The sequence below is a fragment of the Alteromonas sp. AWJ4_197 genome (genome assembly GCF_056160285.1).
The window spans coordinates 137,654-159,492 of sequence record NZ_JBSWWW010000008.1 but is presented as its reverse complement, the minus strand read 5'-3'; the positions used below and the strand labels follow the sequence as shown (position 1 = coordinate 159,492).

The window sequence follows — 21,839 nt, the reverse complement described above, 5'->3', positions numbered from 1 at the left end:
CTCTTTGTCATTTTCATTTTTTGTCGTGTCGATAACTCAGTATAGGGAACCCGGTCAGGGGTTGTCCGGTTTACTTTTTTTCCGGTTTTTGTGCCCCCGCAAACGCGACAATTAACATCTGTTCAGGAACTTACCATGCAGTGGTTGGAACAAGTGACGCGCTGGCTGGAAACTTACCAGACCAACGTGATTTGGACAGCGGTCATGCTGTTGCTTTATTTGCTGATGACCCGTTTTGCCATCCCCCGTCTCGAAAAGAATGTAGAAAAGAGTAAACTCAAATCTTCCAGTGCGCTGAAAGGGTTGTTTACTGCCAGAATTTTAAGTGCCACTGTCACCCTGGCGTTAATACTGATTGCCTGGGGTGTGGATATTTCCGGCCTGCTGGTGCTGTCTACGTCAATTCTTACCTTACTGGGTGTTGCCCTGTTCGCGAACTGGTCGCTGATCAGTAACGTTACCGCATACTTTATTCTGCTGACGAATGTGACATACCGGCGGGGGAACTATGTGCGTATTCTCGATGGCGACAACTTCATTGAAGGTTACATAGCCGACATCAATTTGTTCAACACCCGTCTGGTCACGCAGGATCGCGAAACGGTGCTGTATCCGAATAACCTTATTCTTACCCGGCCTGTTCTGGTTAATCCCAAGGGGCGCTGGGGAACATTAGGCAAGGTCACTGCCGCTAACGGTACGAACGTGCAATCAGCAGACAGCCAGACGCCGGTACAGCCTGTTCCGGCCACTTCACCCGTTCAGGGCGAGGGGCAAAGCCCGCCCAAAGCGTAAATTTCTTCTCCGGAGCCAGCCGGCAATCTACTGCTGCCGTGGCTCCCTGCGGCTATCTTTTATATGCCGGGTCAAACTTTGTAATAACGCTCTCAGTTTGGCTGGTTTTAAAGGCTTGGTGAGGTAGTTCACGCCCTGTTCTTTACACTGTGCAATCAGACTTTCTTCATGATTGGCCGTGACAAGAGATGCCGGCACGACGATATTCAGATGCCGGCGGATAGCCTCAATCAGGTCCAGCCCGTTCTGGCCCGGTCCTAACTGATAATCCATTAACAGAATTTGCGGCGAGAATATATCTGCCTGACGTATCGCGTCGTCCCAGTTATTCGCCAGCACGACTGTGACTCCCCATTTTTCCAGTAAGGTTTGAAGTGCATCCAGGTTCTCCTGCTGATCATCTACGCACAATACACGGACCCCTCTGAAGGTTGAAGAACGGCTCAGTTTGGTTGGATCAGTCTGACGGCGGGGCGACGCCTGGCCCATGGTCAGGGTGAAACAACTGCCTTTGCCCGGCACTGAGGTCACCTGTATTTTACTTTGCATCTGCTGACTGAGTCTGCGTACCACTCCCAGACCCAGGCCAACACCGTGTTCAGCGGATTCGTGGGTACGGTAAAAGTCACTGAAAATCATGCCCTGTTGCTCAGACGAGATACCGATACCCGTGTCCCTGACTTCAATCAGCACACGATCGCCCCTGGGACGTACGGTGAGCAGTACCTTACCGGATTCTGTATACTTCACTGCATTTGACAGCAAGTTTTGCACAATACGGTACAAGAAGGTTTTGTCGCCGAGTACCCAGCAGTCCCGGATCCTGGCCCGTAACTGAAGACCTTTCTCCCTGGCCCGCATACCCATTTCGTCGGTTAACTGAGACAACAGGGCGGGAAGGTGTACGGCTTCCACAGAAGGTTTCAGTTCGCCCTGATCCAGACGGGATATGTCGAGCAGGGTGCCGATAAGCGCTTCACTGGAGGTGACTGAATGATTCAGCTTCGTAACGATATCTTTAACCGGTGCAGAAAGTTCAGCTTCTTCGAGCGCGGTCACATAAAGCTTCGCCGCATTAAGTGGCTGCAAAACATCATGACTGGCCAGCGCCAGAAAACGGGTTTTGCTGGCGTTAGCATCTTCTGCCGCTTTTCTTGCGCGGATAAGTTCTTTTTCAGCTTCAGAGCGACGCTCTATTTCCAGTCTCAATTCGGCATTGATGGAGTGTACTTCTTCCGTGCGCTTTTTAATTCTGGCTTCCAGGTTGATGTTCGATTCTTCCAGCGCCTGCTGAATTTCGATGTGACCGGTGATGTCATTGAAACTGGTTACAAAGCCGCCGCCGGGTAACGGGTTGCCGACCATTTCAATCACACGGCCATCACTGCGCTGGCGGGTAAACCGGTGAGGCGTACCGGAGCGTAAATGTTCCAGCCGTTTTTCTATCTGGATTTCCACATCACCGGCACCGAACTCACCTTTCTCTGCGTTATACCGCACCAGCTTTTCAATCGGTGTACCCACTGCCAGCATGCCGTCAGGATAGTTATATAAAGCGGTATAGCGTTTATTCCAGGCAACCAGATTCAGGTGCTTGTCTATCACACTGATCCCCTGATCCATATTCTCCAGCGAAGTGAGCAGGGCAGTCATGTTGAACTGCATAGCCTGAGTCGTATCGTCGAAGAAGTTAATGATTTCGGTAAAATCCAGCTTCTTTCCTTTCAGGATGGAGTCGATTAACGCTTTAGCACTGGATGCACCGATTACACCGCCTAGTGCCCGTTCGGAAAAGGCCATAAAAGATTCATCGGGCGTTTCGTCACGGTTAATTTTGCAGTGATTCAGTTGCTGATATTCTTCCACCAGTTGCTCACACCGGCCGCTGCCCATAAACGTGGACAGCAGAGTAATGAGGTCAGCAATGGTCACATGGGTGTTGTGCCGGCGGTTCGATGCCGTTCTGTTATCTGCCGGAGAAACGAAGGCTTCCGCCTGGATCCGGTCAACTAATCTTGCAGGAGCAAAAAGCGAGAAGCCGATGTAGGCAGCAAAATTTGCAGCAAGGCTGATTAGTGCTCCCTGGCTGATTTGTTCGTTTTGCTGCAATGTGGTCGCGCTGTCATTCACCAGCGGCAGCACCAGCCAGAGTACCCAGGTAACCAGTCCGGCAACCAGACCGGCATACACACCATGAGCATGAGCACGTTTCCAGTAAAGCCCGCCAACAATGGCAGGAATGAGCTGGATCACCAGTGAAAAGGCAATCAGACCGATGGAGTGTAGCGAACGGCTATTGGTCATTTGCTGGTGGTACAGAAAAGCCAGCAACAGAATAAGGCCAATGACAATACGCCGGATCAGCCGGATACGCCGGCCATAATCTTTATTGCCCGGGTTACTGTGTTTGGTTAGCAGAACCCGCGGCAGGATCACGTCGTTTGTCAGCATGGTACTTAAGGTCAGTGTGGCGACGATGATCATGGCGGTGGCGGCCGACAGCCCGCCAATAAAGACAATGATCTGCAACAGCGCTGACTCCGAGTAAATTGCCATGCTCAGTACATAGGTATCGGGCTCCACATTCTGCCCTGCAAATATGGCATTACCGGCAATGGCGATGACCGGAATGACTGCGGCGGTGATCCCCAGATACAGGGGAAAAAGCCAGCGTGCTGTTTTCAGGTGCCCCAGGCTCAGGTTATCTATAATTGCCACGTGGAACTGTCTTGGCAGGCACACTACCGCCGCGGCGGCCATGATTGTCTGGGATATAAAGGAGTAAGAGCCGAACTGCGACAGGGCTTCGTCGCTGAAAAAAGTATTGAACTGCTCAGGATTATCAGTGGCTTGCCAGGCGCTGTAACCCACAATGGCCACCAGCACCAGCGCGGTCAGTTTGATACTGGATTCGAACGAAATGGCCAGCATCAACCCCCGGCGGTACTCTGTGACATCGGTTTGTTTTGTGCCGAAATAAATCGCAAAAATAGCGATGAACAGGGTCGCCACAATAATGATGAAGTGGCTGTTCGGTTGCTGCGTCAGTAGCTGAAATGTTGAACCGATGGCCTTAAGTTGCAGTGCGATATAAGGAATGGTCGCCAGCAGTGCAATAAGTGTTACCAACAGCGCCACACCCTGACGTTTGCCGTAGCGCGAGGCAATAAAGTCGGCAATGGTATTGATGTGCTGCTTTTTACTGACCAGCGTCATTTTATAAATAAACTTATAGCCCAGCACGTAAACCAGTACCGGCCCTAAAAGAATAGGCAGATATATCCAGGTGTCACGACTGGCAGATCCGACCGCACCAAAGAATGTCCAGGCGGTGCAGTAAATGGCCAGTGCAAGGGAATAGATAGCGGGATGGGACGTCAGCCAGCGTGCGGTGGGGGAGTTTTTGTCTCCCCAACTGGCAATATAAAAGAGAAAAAACAGATAAACCAGTGCAAGTGAAACCCAGGCGAATGTCATAGTTTTATATACATCCTTTTAACATGTCTGTATGTATTATACTCACTCTATAATCCTCCTACCTACGACCATGGTCTCATTCCTCGAAAGCCAAGCCGCGACTAGAGTATAGAAAAAGCGAGACCCGACAGGGTTTTTGCGTGGTTTTTGACAAAAGTAAACAGAAAAAAGATTACTGAGGCCACACAAAAATCCGGTCGTTAGATAAATGTAAAAATAAAACATCCACTTAACCTGACATGAGGACGGAAAGATGGCATTTAGAAATGAAGACGACAAGCAGGCGTACTGGAAGGAGAACCTCTCCCTCCTCGCTAAATTGTTGGTGATTTGGTTTGTTGTGTCATTTGGCGCAGGCATCATTTTTGCCGATGCACTTAACCAGATCCAATTCTTTGGATTCAAACTAGGCTTCTGGTTTGCACAACAAGGTTCCATTTATGTATTCGTAGTACTTATTTTTGTTTATATGGCAAAGATGAATGCACTGGATAAAAAATACGGCGTAGACGAGGAGTAGGCCCATGGATGTTCAATTACTGACCTTTATCATCGTCGGCGCATCTTTCGCCCTGTATATCGCTATTGCGATTTGGGCCCGTGCCGGTTCAACTAACGACTTTTACGTAGCAGGTGGTGGTGTACCCCCTGTCATGAATGGTATGGCGACAGCCGCTGACTGGATGTCTGCTGCCTCATTCATTTCCATGGCCGGTTTGATTTCCTTTATGGGATACGACGGTGCCGTTTACCTGATGGGCTGGACCGGTGGATACGTACTGCTGGCACTTTGTTTAGCACCTTACCTGCGTAAATTCGGTAAGTTCACTGTACCGGATTTCATCGGTGACCGCTACTACTCGCAGACTGCCCGTACCGTGGCGGTATTCTGTGCCATCTTCGTTTGCTTTACTTATGTAGCAGGCCAGATGCGCGGCGTGGGTGTGGTATTCAGCCGCTTCCTCGAAGTAGATATCGTAACTGGCGTGGTTATTGGTATGGCAATCGTATTCTTCTACACGGTACTGGGTGGAATGAAAGGCATTACCTATACACAGGTTGCTCAGTACTGCGTTCTGATTTTCGCTTACCTTGTACCTTGTGTGTTCATCTCCATGATGGTTACCGGTCATATCCTGCCACAAACTGCATTTGGCGCCACACTGGCCGACGGGTCGGGGATATATATGCTGGAGAAACTCGATAGTCTCTCGGTGGAGCTGGGCTTTAATGAGTATACCAGCGGCACTAAGAGTACCATTGATGTGTTCTTTATCACCTTCGCCCTGATGGTGGGTACAGCCGGTCTGCCACACGTTATTGTTCGCTTCTTTACCGTACCTAAAGTACGTGATGCCCGTAAATCCGCTGGCTGGGCGCTGTTGTTCATCGCCATCCTGTATACCACTGCGCCGGCACTGGCTTCCTTCGGTCGTGTAAACATGATTGAAACCATAAACGGTCCTGATATGGCGGGTACTGATTATGCTGAGGCTCCGGCGTGGATTAAGAACTGGGAAAAAACCGGCCTGATCACCTTTAAAGATAAAAACGGTGACGGCAAAATGTTCTATGCAGCGGGTAGCATTGATGATCCGGCGAGCAAGAACGAAGTGAATGTTGACCGTGACATCATGGTACTGGCTAACCCTGAAATTGCGAATCTGCCGGCATGGGTTATCGCCCTGGTTGCTGCGGGTGGGGTAGCTGCGGCGCTGTCTACCTCTGCGGGTCTGTTGCTGGTAATTTCCACTTCAGTGTCTCACGACCTGTTGAAACGTAACTTTGCACCGAATATTACCGATAAGGCTGAGCTTTTCTATGCCCGTCTGGCTGCCGGTGTGGCGATTGCAATTGCCGGTTACTTCGGTATTAATCCGCCGGGCTTCGTAGCACAGGTGGTCGCCTTTGCCTTCGGCCTTGCTGCCTCCAGTTTCTTCCCTGCTATTATCATGGGTATCTTCAGCAAGCGCATGAATGGTGCAGGGGCAATCTCTGGTATGGTGGCGGGTATTGCGTTCACTGCGGCCTATATCATTTACTTCAAGTTTGTGAATCCGGCAGCGAATACGGCTGATAACTGGTGGTTCGGTATTTCACCTGAAGGTATCGGTACGCTGGGTATGATTGTTAACTTCGTGGTTGCCTTCGTTGTCTTCAAGATGACCGGTGAAGCACCTGCAGAAATCCAGCAAATGGTAGAGGATATCCGTTATCCGAAAGGTGCAGGTGAAGCGTCAGCGCACTAAAACCTGTTGCACTTAACTACTGACGACAGAAACTGTAAAGCTCACCCTCAGCGGTGAGCTTTATTCTTTTTGAGGATTAAACAATGAGCGTTGTGCCACAACAAGTCACAGACTTTCTGAAAACCTCTGCACCTTTTGATCAGTTGAATGAAGAAGAGATGATTCATCTGGCGAAACAAGCCAGCCTGATTTACCTCACTGCTGACAACACAGAGACGTTGCTGAAAGAAAATAAAGGGCGGTTGTTTCTGATCCAGAATGGTCAGTTTTCGGTGAAAGACGCAGAGCAGAGTGAACGTCACCTCAGCGAGGGAGACTATTTCGGTTATCCCAAGTTGCTGGATAACATAGATTACCCCTTGTCGGTAAAAGTCGATAAACCCGGGCTGGTGTATTGTTTCACCGCCGCTGCGTTTCACCGTGCCCTGAGTTTCCCTGCGATTGCTGATTTCTTTCACGGTACCCGTACCGGTGCATTGCAAAATCAGGCTGTCGTGGAATCTAACTCCATGTGGCTATACAAGGCACTGCATGAGGTCATTGAACATGAGCCAGTTCAGGCGGCAGAATCTGTCAGTATTCAGCAGGCCGCGCAAATCATGTCGGAAAACAAGGTGTCTTCTTTGCTGATCACCCGTGACGAAAAGCTGGTGGGTATTGTAACCGACAGAGATCTGCGCAACCGTGTAGTGGCAAAAGGCGCTGATATTTCTCTGTCTGTCGCTGACATTATGACGGCTACGCCGGCCATGATTCATCAGTACCGGACCATGTTCGACGCTATGGCACTGATGAGTGAACGTAATATCCATCACCTGCCGGTGGTGGACAGGAACAGTCGTAAACCGCTGGGAATGATCACCGCATCAGATATTGTCCGTCACCAGCGGGGTAACGTGCTTTACATCATCGGTGAATTGTCGAAAGCCGATAACCTCTATGAACTCACCCGCCTGTCCTGGCAAATGCCACACTACTTTGCCACCCATGCAAAACGGCCCGGTGACTTCGATATTGCCGGTAAAGTATTGTCTCAGGCCACGGATATTATGACCCGCAAACTGATACATTATTACCAGCGGGAACACGGACCGGCACCGTTGCGGTACAGTTGGGTGGTGTATGGTTCCCAGGCCCGTGAAGATCAAACAATGGGCTCAGACCAGGATAATGGTCTGTTACTGGAAACCACGCCGTCTGACAGCCAGGCAGACTACTTTGCCGGCATGGCGGACTATGTATGCAATGGTCTGGCGAAGTGCGGTATCAAGTTATGTGACGGCAATATCATGGCATCGAATCCGGAATTGCGTTTGTCACTGGCACAGGCTGAGAAGGAAGCCGGTGAATGGGTCAGGCAACCTACGCCTAAAGCGATTATGCATTTCAATATTTTTCTGGATGCCCGCTGTGCTGCGGGAGACGCAGAGCTGTTCAGAAAGATGCAACTTGTCAGAGTGCCGCTTTTGAAGCAAAAGATGTTTCTGGCCGCGCTGGCGCGTCACAATAATGATATTCCCGTCCCTCTCTCGATGTTTCAAAAATTTGTTTACGAGAAAGGTTACGAAGAAAAGGATGTGATTGATTTGAAGGTTAAGGCCATCGCAATCATCAATAATCTTGCCCGCATTTATGCGCTGGCAAACGGCTTAACCATGCCCTCTACACTGGCACGGCTGGCGGCATTGCCGTCAGGTTCCGGATTGTCGACTAAAGATGCGCAAAATCTCCGGGATATCTGGCTGTTTCTGAACCGTCTGCGCTGGCGTCATCAGTTGTCCGGCAATGTCACAGACAACCGGGTATCAGTATCTTCATTGTCATCCATAGAAAAGCATCAGCTTAAAGCCGCGTTTAAGGCTATCGACAGAGCGCAGCAGGGTGCGGTGATGAATTTCTCCGGAGGCATGAGCTGAGCATGCTGAGTATGTTAAAGCGCTGGTTGGCAGGAGCCCCGCCACTGCCGGAAGGCTGGGCGGAGAAGTCGCTGGCAACACTGCCGTTGCTGGCCGTTGATCTGGAACTGACATCACTGGATGTCCGTGAAGCGCAAATTACCTCTGCCGGCTGGGTAGAAGGACGGGGAAGTCACATAGATATCAGCCGTTGCTTTTATTCAGTTGTCAGAACCCGTGCGGATCTTGCCCAAAGCCCGGTCATCCACGGTCTTACCGGTGCCGAAATAGCGCAGGGGGCGCATATTAAAGAGGTACTGGAGCAACTGGTCGGTTATGCCGGAACGCATCTGTGGGTATGTCACAACGCTAATCTGGATTTAAGCGTGTTACAGGCGGCATTGTCGGCTCAGCAAATATCCTGTCCGCCGGTGGTGGTACTGGATACGTTAAAGCTGGCAGTCTATCAACTTAAAAAGCACCATGAAGTACTGCCGCCAAACAGTGCAACGTTAACGGTTTGCCGGCAGCGCCTGGGGTTACCTGCTGCACCAGCTCACAATGCGCTGGATGATGCTATGGCAACCTTGCAACTCTGGTTTGCGCAAAATCAGGTGCTGAATGGCGGGAAAGTAGTCAGTATTGGCGATTTACTGCACACTCAGGCCATTTCTTGCAAAAAAATGGAAAAAAACTGAATTTGTTGATTGACAAAGACACCGAACATCCGTAAATTGCGCATCCACAACGAGACGGGGCAAACGCCCGATACACAAAGTCTCTTATGCCCAGGTGGTGAAATTGGTAGACACGCTAGCTTCAGGTGCTAGTGCTCTAACGGGCGTGGCGGTTCAAGTCCGCCCCTGGGCACCATTCTTTTATACTTTTCTTTAGTAAATTTCAAAACAGTACAATTAATATTCTCAGCAACCTGCTGATATTCTGCAAAAAATTCATTATTTCTCTGTTTTAGTTATTCTTTTAGCTGTTTCAGCGCAAATTACTTATAAACTTATTATTTTGTTCCTTTTTTTTTGATAGCGGAAACGCTTGATTCCCCGCCGTATTATTAGACGAAAGTTCAGTGATTCGTCATGTTGGTCATAACAGCTTATCGAAAACTATACTTTATAAAACTGTCATATCGGTAATATCATTGACATTAACCAATGGGTTATTGGATTTATAAATACTTAACAATTTTACCGGAAATGGTCAGCAGAACTCCTTCTTCACTACATTCAGCACTCTTTTCACTGCATCTGTATAAGTATGCCTTTTCCGGCCTTGCTTTTATCAGTCTGATGCTGGTGACGTTCAGCTATTCGCCGTTTAACCTGGTCACTGAAGATGTGCTTGCCAGTGGAAGCGTGGTGGATGTAGCCGGCTACCGGGAAGAAAGTCAGTTTGAAAAAACAAAATCAGGCTACGTTCTCGACTGTTCTGTGTCTGAGCCAAGGTTATTTGAATTATGTGGTTTAACATTCAAATACATTGCCGCGGATAACACTTCATCACTGCCTTCATATGCGAATCTGGACGAAGTTGAAATAGATGCATTCATTGAGACAGATAACCCGGGGGCTCAGCACCGCGCCGGTGTGACATTTATTTCGCTGAGGGATGACGTTGAGTACGACGAAGACGATCTCAGTACCAAGCGCTTTCAGTCCGTCTATTTTTTACCTGATGACGGCGTACAGCTTATTAACCGTGATCGCATCGTGGTGGATGCCTGGTGGGAAAAGCACTATCAGGTACCCTACGACATCGCGGCAAGTGATTTGTCTGCGGTAGCCAGTATTTTGGTGTCGGTTGAAACGTTGAATCAACTGGATCCCGGACGCTATAAACTGTATCTCAATAGTTTCTTGTTAAAACATCACATCATTACACCTGCATCGGTGAATTTGTTTCTCGCACTGATTTGGCCGGCGGTAATGCTGGTTTTTCTGTGTCACTTTGTTGTCATCAAGCGGGTAGAAATGCAAAAGCTCCAACTGCTCGCAGACAGAGACCCCGACTCGGGATTTATTAACCTGAATGGTCTTAAGCGACTTTATCCGGGTAAGCTGAATAGCCCGCTGACGATTGTGAATATCAGAGTGAGGAATTACCTTGCCCTGCAACGGGAATTCTCAAAGGAAACGGTCACATCACTGATTAAAGCCACATTTGGTCCTTTCACTCAGGACAAACACCGTGAAGCATTTCTGGTCCGGAAGCAGGATGAGAATATCCTGCTGGTGCTGAAAGACTTCGACGAGGCTTTCTTCGGTAATTTAATCTCGGCTTCCCGGAAAGGGGTGAATATTCCTTCTCTGGGGCATTTAAGACTGGATGTAAAGCTGGGGATTGCCCGTGGTGAGAGAGGGATGACTGTTGATGAGTTACTCGCTCAGACGACTATTGCCATCGACGCGATCATGGACAACGAGCTTGGCTATAAAATTTATCAGCCTGAACTTAAGAAAGAGTATCGTCAGGCGAGATTCGTTGAGCAGGAACTGCGGATCGCACTGGCGAACAAAGCCTTTCATCTGGTCTTTATGCCTGTTTACGACAGTGAGGAAAACCGGATTGCCGGTGCAGAAGTGTTGTTGAGAACGTCCCATTTGCCCCTTAAGAGCTTTTCTCCCGAAGTTTATATCAGAGTGGCAGAAAAGGCCGGACTCATTCGTGAAATAGACTTCTGGGTGCTTGAGCAGGCTATTCTGGCATTACAGAAGATCCAGCAGCCGGATTTTGTCTTATCGGTAAACATTTCTTCAAAAGAGTTGATGGATACCCGGTTTGCGGAAGAGCTCAGCAGGCTGATTGACCAGTATCATTTCAGGCCGGGCAGTCTGTGTCTTGAAGTCACAGAAACCTTTTTTATTGATGTAAATACCATCTGTTTTGAGTCTATTCAGGCCATCCGCAATCTTGGTGTTAAGTTATCGCTGGATGACTTCGGTACTGGTCATGCTTCTCTTCAACATTTGCTGAATATGCCGGTTAATGAAATTAAAATCGACCGCAGCTTTGTGTGGACGCTGGAGAGTGAGAAAAGTGCGGTGATTGTGGATGCTATCGTGTCGATTGCCCGCATATGTCAGTATGACGTAGTTGCAGAAGGGGTGGAGACCGCAGAGCAGCTGGATAAACTTATTGCATTGGGTTGCCGTTATTTCCAGGGTTACCTGATTGCAAAACCGGACTCACTGGATGCACTGTTGCGCTTTTGTCATGAAGTACGGCATAGCCCTGCGATGATTCAGAAAATAAGGGCTACCGGTTAGCGGTATCCTGATGCCGGAATTCAGGCGGCGGGGTTACCGGGAGCCGTTATGTTCAGTATGCGCCGGATTTCCGCAATCACATCTTCAATTTGATCTGCAGTGACATGCTCCGGCGCTGTTTTCAGGGTCTGATCAATTTGCTGCAGGGTGTAAAACAGTCTGGTGGCACCCACTTCTCCGGAAGATCCTTTCAGTGAATGCAGTGCAAGGTGCTGATCTGCTATCTGGTCTTGCGGCAGTGCTTCCAGCATGGTCAGCATCTCCCCGGCCTGCTCAGTAAACATGACCAGCACTTTGTTATACAGGCTGTGATTATTTGCAAGCCGCGATAATGCGGTTTCTTTATCTAATACCGGAAAGTCATTCATCCTGCACCTACCCGTGATTCTCCGTCCGGACCGACAAACGCATAGGAGTTACGGCCGTTTTCTTTTGCCAGATATAAACACTTATCGGCCGCAAGCATGGTTTCATCAACCATGTCTGCAGAGTTCGGGTGATAAGTTGCAGCACCGGCACTGACGGTTAAAAAACCGGAAGGAGACAGGGCGTGAGCTATATGCTCAGTACTCACTGTCTGAAGTATGCGCTCACATACTGTTTGCGCGCCTTCTTCATGGGTGCCCGGCAGGATAATCAGAAATTCCTCACCACCTACCCGAACTAACCTGTCCATCGGTCTTAGCAGTGAGCCTTTCAAAGCCTTGGCAATTTTCCACAAGCAGGTGTCACCTTCAATGTGGCCATACTTGTCGTTGTACTGCTTGAATAAATCAATATCGAAAATCGCAATCGAGAGCGGTGTTCCTGTGCGATCAGCCTCTCTGACAATATCCGGTAAGCTTTCTTCAAGATAATGCCTGTTAAAGCAGCCTGTTAGCCTGTCGGTATAAATAAGCTGCTCAAGCAGGTCAGTTTTTAGTTTATGGGCCAGGTGAGACTTTACGCGATTTATCAGTGTGGTGGCATTAACCGGCTTTTGCACAAAATCCACGCCACCGGCATTCCAGCACTTTTCCTGCTCTTCATCGGACACTGAAGCAGTAACGAAGACGACGGGAATATGCTGGGTTTTAGGGTTGTTAGCCAGTTGACGACACGCTTCGTGGCCATCCATATCGGGCATAAAAACATCCATAAGGATTAAATCAGGCAGGGTTCTGCTGCAAAACTCCAGGGCTTCTTCTGCACTGGCAACAGAATCACAACGGGCCACGTTCTCCAGCAACGTCGACATGACCAGACGACTTGACGCCTGGTCATCAACGATAAGAACATGACAATCTGCCAGTGAGCGGGAAGTCGACCGGATTACCACCTGATTACTCCTTTGGTTGTACTCATTCGACTACTATAAATGCCACATTAACGGCAAGCCAAATTTAAGTACAACTTTTTATTTTCTATGAACGGATTATTTAGCCAAAACTGTGTACAACTTTATATCTGTAAGCTCTGCCACCGCAGCAACATATTGTGCCAGTTCATCGGGCATCGCCAAATCTTTAACCATTGTCAGGTTTCTTAAAACCGGGAAAACAAAGATATCATTCCATCCCAACTGGTTCATTTGCTGAGCCGGCAAAGGGGGGGCAGGCATATCTGCCAGTGCAACTTCTACTGCCTTTTTATACTTCTCTGTATTATCAAAAGCCTCTTCAAATGACATACCTAGGGATTTCTCTTTCTTCTTCCTGAAATACTCGCGGGCTTCTTCTGTTGCAAACTCCGGCTGCTCAATCATGACATTACGGGGAAACAGCAACGCATTTATTTCAAACGAGACGGATTCCAGGTATTTGGTATACTTTTCCGGTTCTGTCTTCGGTAACAACTTCTTCCCCGCAGGGGCCATTTCAATCAGCTTTTCGACAATATCCAGGCTTTCACCTATGGCTGTGCCGTCGTCAAATTCCAGAATAGGAACCATTTTTGCGCCGATGAGTTTGTGACAGGTCGCTTCATCATCATTAAGCAAATACGACTTTTTATGCTCTATGCCCAGATAGTTAGCTGTCATGTCTGCGCGGACACAATAGGGGCAGTGCAGGTACTGATGTAATGTAGGCATTGTTACTCCGTAATCCGGTAGTTAATTGTAGACTATATTGAGAATGATACTTCTTTAAGTTTGATTTTTCTGTCAATACGCGGCAAACACACGTTTGTTCGACGTGATACCGTATATTATTTGATACTACTACCGGTGTTTACGGGCAGAACTGAAAAAAGTTCGCCGTCCCGGAAGGGCTGACGATATGCAGGAACTAGTAGTGTGGGTCAGCCGGAAAATAAGATCAGAGAGGGGCAGGGGGCAACCCGGTCAGCGTTGCCCTTCCAGTTCCTGCCACAATGCAGCCAGTTGTTGACTGACCTTGTGTGAAGGCGCGAGATACGGAAGCGGAATACGTTTCGAATGGGACTCTTTCACTTTTACTGTACTGTTAATTTTGCTGTCCAGCACAGGTAAGGATTTCTCTTTGAGTGAAGCAATCAGTTCTCCCGGTAACTTTGCCTGCGGGTTAAACTGATTAATGATGATGCCCTCCAGTTCCAGCTCCGGATTATGATCGGTACGCAATTCCAGAACGTTGTCGAGCAGACGGCCGATAGCCTGAACAGAGAAGTCATCGCAGTCAAAAGGGATAATGAAGCTGTCTGCAGCAATTAATGCAGCTTTGGAATAGAAGTTGAAATTGGGCGGCGTATCAATGTACACGCGGTCAAAATCTTCCTCCAGCGTTGCCAGTGTTTCCTTCAGCTTAAACATCTTATAACGGGTTTCCAGTTCCCGCTCCAGCTCGGTAAGGCTGGGATGGGCGGGTAAAACAGACAAGTTTTCAAATGCTGTTGGTCTGACAAAAGCCGATGGCGGCTGAGGTTTGGAAAACCAGCCAACAACCTGTTTAAACATATCTGCAACAGTGAGGCTGTCATCGTTTATATCCACCCCGCAGTAATGCGTACTGTTTCCCTGGGCATCTAAATCGACCAGCAGCGTTCTGAGCCCGTTTCTGGCACTTTCCGCGGCTAAATTAGCACTGATAGTCGACTTTCCCACGCCCCCTTTCTGATTGAACACGACACGTTTCATTGGATCTCCGGTGAGAGTTCGACGGTAAGGTTAAAATATGTCCGATTTTGGTCACTGTTGTAAAGGGATCAGCGGTTCACATTGAAAATAATCAGGGTTACCGGTGAGATTTCCGGCTCTGCGATGAACGGTTGAATATACAGTGTGAATTAAATGTAAAATAATTGTTATGAGTTATACTTGAGTCACGCCAATTGAGTAGGGGTGACGATATGAAGCAGATTCGACTTTTAACTGGTATGCTGTTTGTTGTCCTCATGTCCGGCTGTGCATCATTACCGGAATCCTTTACCGCCAGCGAATTGCCCCTCAACGATGACGTATTTACTCAGTACCATGAGTATACGCCGGAATCCGCAGACGAAATATTTAAGCTTGATGCTGCTGCCAGAGAATTTGTCGATAATTCACAGTCACCTTTATCCGGCGACGGAGACAATCTTAAGAATTTGATCCGACAAATCTTCGATGGCGGAGAACTGGGGATCCGCTATATCACCAATGCGAACACTATCGCTTCTGAGACATTTGCGAACCGTGCCGCGAATTGCCTGTCGCTGACTATCATGGCGAAAGCCATGGCGGATTATGCCGGGTTTAATGCCGTATTCTACGAAGTGGATATTCCCGAATACTGGACCCGCCGCAGCGGAGTGAATTTACTCAATGGTCATATTAATTTGCGGGTATCCGTTGCGGACACGCTGAGAAAGAACCAGATTTCATCGCATTTCATCGATGTGGACTTTGATCCGCAGACCATCCGCTCCCATTTCCCCCGTAATGCCATCAGCAAAGAGAAAATCACGGCTATGTTCTATAACAACAAAGGTGCTGATGCGTTGCTCAACAATGACGACATAAAAGCCTATGCGTATTTACGTGCAGCCGCTTTGCTCTATCCTGAGTTTGGTTCCACATGGGTGAACCTCGGGGTGTTGTACCGGCGTCACGGATTACTGGACAGCGCCCGTGAAAGCTATGAGCTGGCACTGAAGCTCGACAGTGAAAACTTAACCGCATGGGAAAATCTGGCGTTACTGCATGAACTCGAAGGTCGTACAGCGCAAGCCAGAGACATTGCCAGAAGTGTGCGTAATAAACGGGAAAGTAACCCCTTCTATCACTTCATTCTGGGTGAAGAGGCGCTGGATTTCGGTGACGCGGAGCAGGCGCTTATCCATTACAACCGTGCCCGCAGGCTGGATAACAGCCGCCATGAAATTTTTTTCGGAATGGGGAAGGCGCACTATGAGCTGGGCAATATAGACCGCGCCGCTGACTTCATGATGCTGGCGGCTAAGCATGCGCAAAACCGCCAGGATGAATATCGTTACATGAGTAAGCTGTCTGACTTACAAAGCGCCCGTTAGATAACGCCAAGCTCTCTGAGACGTTCCTGCAAATAAGAATGTGCAGTATGTCTTTCTGACAACACTACATCAGGGCGCGGGTGAAGGAACAGGGGTAATGAAATCCGTGACTTAGTCATGTCCGTTCCGGCAGGATTAATCACCCTGTGAGTGGTTGACGGGAAATAATGCCCTGATGCTTCCTGCAACATATCGCCAATGTTGACGATAAGGTTACCAAAGTCACAAGGCACATCAATCCAGCTGCCATCTTTACCTTTAACCTGTAAACCCGGCTCGTTCGCGGCGGGCAAAATGGTGATAAGGTTAATGTCTTCATGGGCTGCCGCACGGATAGCATCCGGTTCTTCATCACCCTGGAACGGCGGATAGTGCAGAACCCGTAGCAGGGTCTGATCACTGTCTTTGATCATATTCGACAAAGGCTGACTGTACAGCTTACTGACTTCAGCCGGCGAATGCTTCTCAATCCAGCCCAGTAACTCTTCTGCCAGCGTGTTAGCTTTTGCGTAGTATTCCGCCAGTTGAGGACGCAACGCTTGCGGGCACTGACCCCAGGGATAGAAGTGGAAGTACTCTTTAATATCTTTTTTGGTAAATCCTTTTGCCACTTCAGATACGCTTTGCGGGAAGAATCCGTCCTGAGTCCCTTTGTTGTAGACGTAGTTATTCTTTTCTTCGCTGTCGAAGAAAGTTTGCCAGGACTGATAAATGCCGGTCACCATTGCCTGGCTGATTGGGTGATTTTTCAGTACGCCAAACCCTGTCTCACGGAGGGATTCTACGAATGCTTCCTGTGCACCGGGAGCCTGATAGTCAACAGCTTCTAATTGCATAACGATACCTTAATTAAATGACCGCAGAATTATAGGGAATCCCGCGTCTTCGTAAAAGTAACGGCCTTTGATATACGTCAATTACCGTTAGGTTAAGTGGTCAGTTTTCGTTACAAAGCTGACCATTTAGTCTGGTTTGTCTGGTTAAAAAAGTGAGCCACGCTCACTTTTTTACGGTGCCGGGTGTATCCGGCTCAGCCAAGCGAGAGATAAAAGCCGGCAAGTGATGCACTCATCAGGTTCGACAGTGTTGCGGCGAAAACCGCTTTCAGACCCAGTTGTGCAATTTCTTTACGGCGGGTTGGCGCCATTGCACCAATGCCTCCCATGAGAATAGCAATGGAGGAGAAATTCGCGAATCCGCACAGGGCAAAGGTAATGATTGCCTGAGACACTTCGGATAATTCACTTTGATGCTTAAGGAAGTCGAGGTATGCCACGAATTCGTTCACCACAAACTTCTGACCGATGAAACTGCCTGCCAGACGAGCTTCTTCCCAGGGTACACCGATGATCCAGGCCAGCGGCTGTAGTAAGTAGCCTAAAATGCCCTGGAAGGTTACATCCTCATAGCCAAACAAGGTGCCTGTCCAGCCGATAAGACCATTCAGCATGGCGATAAGTGCCACGAATGCCAGCAACATAGCACCTACGTTCAGTGCCAGTTGCAAGCCTGATGCAGCACCGCTGGCAGCCGCGTCGAACACGTTAGCATAGCCGGTTTCAGACGCATCAATCTCTTCCAGTCCGTCCTTCGCTTTCTCAGTTTCCGGCAACATGATTTTTGCCATCAACAGGCCGCCGGGAGCCGCCATGAAGCTGGCCGCCAACAGGTATTTAAGCTCCACACCCATGCCGGCATAACCCGCCATGACCGAGCCGGCAATAGACGCCAGGCCGCCGACCATAACAGCGAATAACTCAGATTTTGTCATGTGGGGGATAAACGGGCGGACTACCAGGGGGGCTTCGGTCTGGCCAACAAAAATGTTGGCCGCGGCGGACATAGACTCAGGACGACTGGTACCCAGGACCTTTTGTAAGAAGCCGCCAATGAGTTTGATGACCCAGCTCATCACACCGAGGTAATACAAGACGGCAATTAATGATGAGAAGAAGATGATGACCGGCAGCACGTTGAAGGCGAAAATGAAGCCGAGGGATTTGTCACCGACCACGCCGAAAACAAAATTAATGCCTTCCTGACTGTAGCCGATGATGTTGCCCACGAAGTCAGTCATACTGAGCAGTAATTGAATGCCCGGCTCAAAATAAAGAATAAATGCGCCGATCAATGCCTGAATCGCGAATGCTCCGCCCACTGTGCGCCAGTTAATATTCCGGCGTGCAGAGGACAATAAGAATGCAATTCCGGGCAATAGCAGTATGCCCAGTAAACTCACCATAATGACGTTCCTTTGTTATTGTAATGCCTGTTGTATATGTGACTTAATCACATCCAGGGCGATTTGGTTTTTGCCACCTTGTGTAACGACGACATCTGCTGTGAACCTGCTTGGTTCGATAAACTGATGGTACATCGGTTTTACCGTTGATTCGTATTGCTTGGCAATGGATTCAAGGGTACGGCCACGCTCTTTAACATCACGCATCATGCGGCGCATAAGGCAAATGTCGAGCGGTGTGTCGATGAAGATTTTTACATCGTAGTGAGGTAATAACTCTGGTCTTGCCAGCAGCATAATACCTTCAAGAATGATCACCGGAGCCGGGTTCAGACGCTCTGTTTCCGGTAAACGTGTATGGGTTTTAAAGCAATAGTGCGGGTAATCAATGGGTTCGCCATTGCGCAACGCCTGCAGGTGCGCTTTCAGCAATTCGTGTTCGAATGCATTAGGGTGATCATAGTTATTCTTCTCCCGCGCTTCCATTGGCAGGTGGTCCTGCGCACGGTAGTAGTGATCTTCCCGTAATATTTGTACAGGGCGACCTTGCGCGCTGAAGGCATTTAACAGATTTTTAGTAAAAAGTGATTTCCCGGAGCCCGAAGCTCCGGATATAGCGATAATTAATGGCGACTGCATAACTCTGGACGGCTGATATTCCTCCTGCAAAGATACGCATTTGGCCCTCGCGAATCAACGTATAATTCACGATCAGTCAAAAAGTGGTTCAGTCTTTGCAGACCGGACACAACTGGTTGAGCTAATACCTGCCGTACCTGGTACGGCGTTTTCTCTGGGCTGGTGGAGCAATCAGGCTTATTTTCCGAGTATAACAATGTCCTCATCAGTAATCGGGGGAAGTGCATAAGAATGCTGTTTGGATCTGGAGCCTTCACCCTGTGCTCTGGGCGGGTAATATTTTTCTTTTTCCACCGGGAAGGGCTCAAAAGTTTCATCCAGCGTCGCACGGATCTCACTTAAAGTTTTATCCAGGTTGGCATTAAAGTCCGGTCTTTTACGTTTGGTATGGCCCAGTTCGATCAGACGCAGGAAAACCCGGTTAGCAATCGTTATGAGTTCCTGGGGCACATCTTTATTTTGTGGCAAGGTCGCATCAGGATTCTCAATGCAGTATCTGACCAGCGCTGCGTAAAAGCAGAACGGTTTGTTTTGCATCAGGATAGCCCGGCCGTCTGCGCCGTTGCCGATACATTTCGTGTTCAGATCGATAACCAGTTTAGGTTGGGGTGGTGGCGGTGCTTCTTCTTTCGCAGATTTACGCTTACTTCTGGCCCGCGGTTTGTAGCCAATTAACACCGGAGCAGCAATCAAAGCCGCCAGAATGGCCAGCGGATGGATATGCACCGAAAAGTATAGCGGGGTAAGACTCAAACCAATGTCGATATTTTGTTCTGCGGTGGATAATGTGAATGTGGCGGTTTCAACCGTTTCTTCCACCGGTTCTGCAGTGGCAGTAACGTGCTGGATTTCACTGATTGTAAGGGGGTAAGACTGCTCCGCCAGAGTTGCATTAATGCGGCGCATATAATGACGGACCGCGGCATCATTCACCGGTGTTTTCAGTGTTTCATTGCCCACATCCAGATAGGCGAGATCAAGACTTATCCGTCGTTCCACATTATCAATAGCCTGGTGACGGTTAAGCCAGGCACCGGCAAACTGACCCGCGAAAATACAGCTTTGAAAGAGAGCAAATAGTCCCAGCGCGGCTGCCGCTGTTCGTCCCCACTGAGAGGCTGTCATTTCACTGAGCGTTTGCATTTACACAAGGCTCCTTCAGTTCTACCTGCTGATAGTATTTTTTATTTTGTGCGGCAGAAATGGCCTGAATCACGTTTTGCACGGCGCATTTTAAATCTGTGTTGCGGGTCTGCATTTTCAGGTACCAGCGCATGCCTTTTACACTGTTCTCAAGCGGTGTGATATAAGTGCGCGACAGGATTTCGCCGTCATTTTTATCCCAGTAGGATGAAATAATATCGACGTCACCGGAAAGCAACGCTCTGCGCATCTCTTTGTGAGAGCTGTAATAATGCAGCTCTACATTATTCGGATTCAAATCTAGAGTTTTCAGTACCTTCTTAGGCACAATATGGCCTGAGCGGCTGCTCGGATAATCCAGTATGCCAATACGCTTGCCCAGTAAATACTCTTTAGATAGCACCGGTTTTTCCTTTAAAGCGATAAAGTAGGCTGCATAGTCCTGATGGGAGGCAACTTCTTCGTAGCCATAAATCTCACTGGCACCAAAGGCACTGACAACATTGTTCTTTACGAGGGCAAGATCACTTACGCCGTGGTTGATGTAGCGGTAGGTATCGTAGTCATTTTGTCCCACCGTTATTCTCACATTACCAAACTGACGCTTAATCACAGGGTTCTGACAGAAAGCTTTCAGCGCACTTTCTGAGAAGGTTTGCTCTGTCAGATAGATGTCGAAATCGTCTGCATTAGACGAAAATCGGTCCTCGCAGCTCAAAACCTGACCAGTTTGCGGCGCAACTAAGGGCAGATTTCTAAATTTTTGAAAAAAACCTGTGGCAAGGCAGCATGCAGCAATAAGCACGACGATGATGACCCTGTACTGTTTCAAAAATGAAAAACTGACCACTTGAATAAATTTACGTAGGTTTATTTGTTGGCGCAATTTCACCAGTTAAGCTTATTTAATGCAATAGGTAAGATTATTTTAATCGTGTAAATGTTTGTAATTAAATAACTTTAAATCAATGAAGCTGAATTCAAATAAGCGGTGTTTATCTGAAAAAAATCTGCGTTGAATAGTCGGGCTGGCGATAAGCTGCACGTTCTGAAGTTTTTGCGTAAATTTTCCGGACCATTTGTTCCGGATAATAATAAAAAAATCAGCATGGTCAGTGTGTTAGAAGTTCCTTCGTTTACATTGCTGTCATAAAGCTGACATAAAACTCGCGAAGAATTGCAGCCGTTTCCAGTTAATGCCGGTAGCGCCATTTTCTCTGTTTTGATGTTGCTACCGTTTGTCGATTATGACCAGGGGAAAAGCCAAATCTCCAAAGTGCATGGCTTTTCCCCGGTCAGAATCACAAAAACATACCTGTAAGAAGAATAAGAAGGCAGGTTGTTGCAGCCACAGTGGTCAAATTTGCGGTCACCTGGCGTCAGAAAACTTACCAGCCAACAAGCAATTGTTGGCTGGTTCCTTTCCGTTGTATCAGAGGGAAGTGGCGGTTTATCTGTGAAAAATAAGACTGGATAGTATTTCTTTAGAGTGAATGTTTCTTCCGGGTTAAGTCACCGGATAGTTCGCTCTGAATCGTGATGTGCGTGAAGTTGAAAACGAAAGTGTCATGAACTGTCACATTTCTGAGGTCATGGCCAGTCAGCATCACGGGAAAGTAGTTATCTTGATCCGTTGGACAAAAATAAAAAC

General features: G+C 48.3%; 17 protein-coding genes and 1 tRNA gene. 8 read left to right on the top strand and 10 right to left on the bottom strand.

All coding sequences use genetic code 11. From position 1 onward, the window contains the following. Positions 1 to 135 precede the first annotated feature (135 nt). Positions 136 to 795 carry a mechanosensitive ion channel domain-containing protein gene (locus ACXAGC_RS18565; protein ID WP_474846200.1) on the top strand — a complete coding sequence of 220 codons (660 nt, stop codon included), beginning with the start codon at positions 136 to 138 and terminating at the stop codon, positions 793 to 795. Between the two features lie 27 nt (positions 796 to 822). On the opposite strand, the gene ACXAGC_RS18560 is transcribed toward ACXAGC_RS18565, so the two are convergent. Beyond that, the gene (locus ACXAGC_RS18560; protein WP_474846198.1) at positions 823 to 4,272 is read right to left on the bottom strand and encodes a PAS domain-containing hybrid sensor histidine kinase/response regulator; all 3,450 of its coding nucleotides are present in this window, start codon (positions 4,270 to 4,272) and stop codon (positions 823 to 825) included. A 253-nt stretch (positions 4,273 to 4,525) separates the two neighbouring features. Between ACXAGC_RS18560 and ACXAGC_RS18555 the strand changes: the two genes are divergently transcribed. From ACXAGC_RS18555 to ACXAGC_RS18530, 6 genes are all read left to right on the top strand, one after another. Next, the gene (locus ACXAGC_RS18555) at positions 4,526 to 4,792 is read left to right on the top strand and encodes a DUF4212 domain-containing protein (RefSeq protein ID WP_303574923.1); all 267 of its coding nucleotides are present in this window, start codon (positions 4,526 to 4,528) and stop codon (positions 4,790 to 4,792) included. A 4-nt stretch (positions 4,793 to 4,796) separates the two neighbouring features. Beyond that, a complete protein-coding gene (locus tag ACXAGC_RS18550) occupies positions 4,797 to 6,521 on the top strand; it encodes a sodium:solute symporter family protein (protein WP_474846196.1) in 1,725 nt (574 codons plus the stop codon). 83 nt (positions 6,522 to 6,604) lie between these two features. After that, the gene (locus tag ACXAGC_RS18545; RefSeq protein ID WP_474846194.1) at positions 6,605 to 8,437 is read left to right on the top strand and encodes a DUF294 nucleotidyltransferase-like domain-containing protein; all 1,833 of its coding nucleotides are present in this window, start codon (positions 6,605 to 6,607) and stop codon (positions 8,435 to 8,437) included. Positions 8,438 to 8,439: 2 nt separating this feature from the next. Continuing rightward, complete coding sequence (locus ACXAGC_RS18540) at positions 8,440 to 9,114, top strand: 3'-5' exonuclease (protein ID WP_474846192.1); 675 nt, start codon at positions 8,440 to 8,442, stop codon at positions 9,112 to 9,114. An 88-nt stretch (positions 9,115 to 9,202) separates the two neighbouring features. Beyond that, positions 9,203 to 9,289 (top strand) — tRNA-Leu (locus ACXAGC_RS18535). 338 nt (positions 9,290 to 9,627) lie between these two features. Continuing rightward, positions 9,628 to 11,697 (top strand): EAL domain-containing protein, encoded by a 2,070-nt coding sequence (locus tag ACXAGC_RS18530; protein WP_474846190.1) that lies wholly within the window; start codon positions 9,628 to 9,630, stop codon positions 11,695 to 11,697. 20 nt (positions 11,698 to 11,717) lie between these two features. On the opposite strand, the gene ACXAGC_RS18525 is transcribed toward ACXAGC_RS18530, so the two are convergent. The 4 genes from ACXAGC_RS18525 to ACXAGC_RS18510 form a co-directional block, all read right to left on the bottom strand. Further along, on the bottom strand, positions 11,718 to 12,065 hold the full coding sequence (locus ACXAGC_RS18525) for an Hpt domain-containing protein (protein WP_474846188.1): 348 nt from the start codon (positions 12,063 to 12,065) through the stop codon (positions 11,718 to 11,720). Further along, positions 12,062 to 13,015: a GGDEF domain-containing response regulator gene (locus tag ACXAGC_RS18520; RefSeq protein WP_474846186.1), complete on the bottom strand. Its 954-nt coding sequence runs from the start codon at positions 13,013 to 13,015 to the stop codon at positions 12,062 to 12,064. The genes ACXAGC_RS18525 and ACXAGC_RS18520 overlap by 4 nt, the downstream gene beginning before the upstream one ends. A 96-nt stretch (positions 13,016 to 13,111) precedes the next feature. After that, positions 13,112 to 13,768, bottom strand: coding sequence for a glutaredoxin 2 (gene grxB, locus ACXAGC_RS18515; protein ID WP_474846184.1), 657 nt, complete (start codon positions 13,766 to 13,768; stop codon positions 13,112 to 13,114). A gap of 252 nt (positions 13,769 to 14,020) precedes the next feature. Continuing rightward, positions 14,021 to 14,791 carry a ParA family protein gene (locus ACXAGC_RS18510; RefSeq protein WP_474846182.1) on the bottom strand — a complete coding sequence of 257 codons (771 nt, stop codon included), beginning with the start codon at positions 14,789 to 14,791 and terminating at the stop codon, positions 14,021 to 14,023. A 212-nt stretch (positions 14,792 to 15,003) separates the two neighbouring features. Here ACXAGC_RS18510 and ACXAGC_RS18505 point away from each other — a divergent pair, with 212 nt between their 5' ends. Next, positions 15,004 to 16,164, top strand: coding sequence for a tetratricopeptide repeat protein (locus ACXAGC_RS18505; protein ID WP_474846180.1), 1,161 nt, complete (start codon positions 15,004 to 15,006; stop codon positions 16,162 to 16,164). Here ACXAGC_RS18505 and ACXAGC_RS18500 read toward each other — a convergent pair. From ACXAGC_RS18500 to ACXAGC_RS18480, 5 genes are all read right to left on the bottom strand, one after another. After that, entirely contained in the window at positions 16,161 to 17,000 is an 840-nt protein-coding gene (locus tag ACXAGC_RS18500; protein ID WP_119502593.1) for an isopenicillin N synthase family dioxygenase, read from the bottom strand. The genes ACXAGC_RS18505 and ACXAGC_RS18500 overlap by 4 nt on opposite strands. A 194-nt stretch (positions 17,001 to 17,194) precedes the next feature. Beyond that, the gene (locus ACXAGC_RS18495) at positions 17,195 to 18,406 is read right to left on the bottom strand and encodes a NupC/NupG family nucleoside CNT transporter (RefSeq protein WP_119502592.1); all 1,212 of its coding nucleotides are present in this window, start codon (positions 18,404 to 18,406) and stop codon (positions 17,195 to 17,197) included. 15 nt (positions 18,407 to 18,421) lie between these two features. After that, entirely contained in the window at positions 18,422 to 19,045 is a 624-nt protein-coding gene (gene udk, locus ACXAGC_RS18490) for a uridine kinase (protein ID WP_119502591.1), read from the bottom strand. Between the two features lie 177 nt (positions 19,046 to 19,222). Further along, positions 19,223 to 20,188 (bottom strand): hypothetical protein, encoded by a 966-nt coding sequence (locus tag ACXAGC_RS18485; RefSeq protein WP_474846177.1) that lies wholly within the window; start codon positions 20,186 to 20,188, stop codon positions 19,223 to 19,225. Further along, positions 20,172 to 20,906, bottom strand: coding sequence for a PhnD/SsuA/transferrin family substrate-binding protein (locus ACXAGC_RS18480; protein WP_349589436.1), 735 nt, complete (start codon positions 20,904 to 20,906; stop codon positions 20,172 to 20,174). Before ACXAGC_RS18480 ends, ACXAGC_RS18485 begins: the two co-directional genes overlap by 17 nt. Between the last annotated feature and the right edge of the window lie 933 nt (positions 20,907 to 21,839).

Coding starts and splice junctions, on each gene's coding strand:
- ACXAGC_RS18565 (WP_474846200.1), top strand. CDS start 136: ATGCAGTGGTTGGAACAAGTGACGCGCTGGCTGGAAACTTACCAGACC.
- ACXAGC_RS18560 (WP_474846198.1), bottom strand. CDS start 4,272: ATGACATTCGCCTGGGTTTCACTTGCACTGGTTTATCTGTTTTTTCTC.
- ACXAGC_RS18555 (WP_303574923.1), top strand. CDS start 4,526: ATGGCATTTAGAAATGAAGACGACAAGCAGGCGTACTGGAAGGAGAAC.
- ACXAGC_RS18550 (WP_474846196.1), top strand. CDS start 4,797: ATGGATGTTCAATTACTGACCTTTATCATCGTCGGCGCATCTTTCGCC.
- ACXAGC_RS18545 (WP_474846194.1), top strand. CDS start 6,605: ATGAGCGTTGTGCCACAACAAGTCACAGACTTTCTGAAAACCTCTGCA.
- ACXAGC_RS18540 (WP_474846192.1), top strand. CDS start 8,440: ATGCTGAGTATGTTAAAGCGCTGGTTGGCAGGAGCCCCGCCACTGCCG.
- ACXAGC_RS18530 (WP_474846190.1), top strand. CDS start 9,628: ATGGTCAGCAGAACTCCTTCTTCACTACATTCAGCACTCTTTTCACTG.
- ACXAGC_RS18525 (WP_474846188.1), bottom strand. CDS start 12,065: ATGAATGACTTTCCGGTATTAGATAAAGAAACCGCATTATCGCGGCTT.
- grxB (WP_474846184.1), bottom strand. CDS start 13,768: ATGCCTACATTACATCAGTACCTGCACTGCCCCTATTGTGTCCGCGCA.
- ACXAGC_RS18510 (WP_474846182.1), bottom strand. CDS start 14,791: ATGAAACGTGTCGTGTTCAATCAGAAAGGGGGCGTGGGAAAGTCGACT.
- ACXAGC_RS18505 (WP_474846180.1), top strand. CDS start 15,004: ATGAAGCAGATTCGACTTTTAACTGGTATGCTGTTTGTTGTCCTCATG.
- ACXAGC_RS18500 (WP_119502593.1), bottom strand. CDS start 17,000: ATGCAATTAGAAGCTGTTGACTATCAGGCTCCCGGTGCACAGGAAGCA.
- ACXAGC_RS18495 (WP_119502592.1), bottom strand. CDS start 18,406: ATGGTGAGTTTACTGGGCATACTGCTATTGCCCGGAATTGCATTCTTA.
- udk (WP_119502591.1), bottom strand. CDS start 19,045: ATGCAGTCGCCATTAATTATCGCTATATCCGGAGCTTCGGGCTCCGGG.
- ACXAGC_RS18485 (WP_474846177.1), bottom strand. CDS start 20,188: ATGCAAACGCTCAGTGAAATGACAGCCTCTCAGTGGGGACGAACAGCG.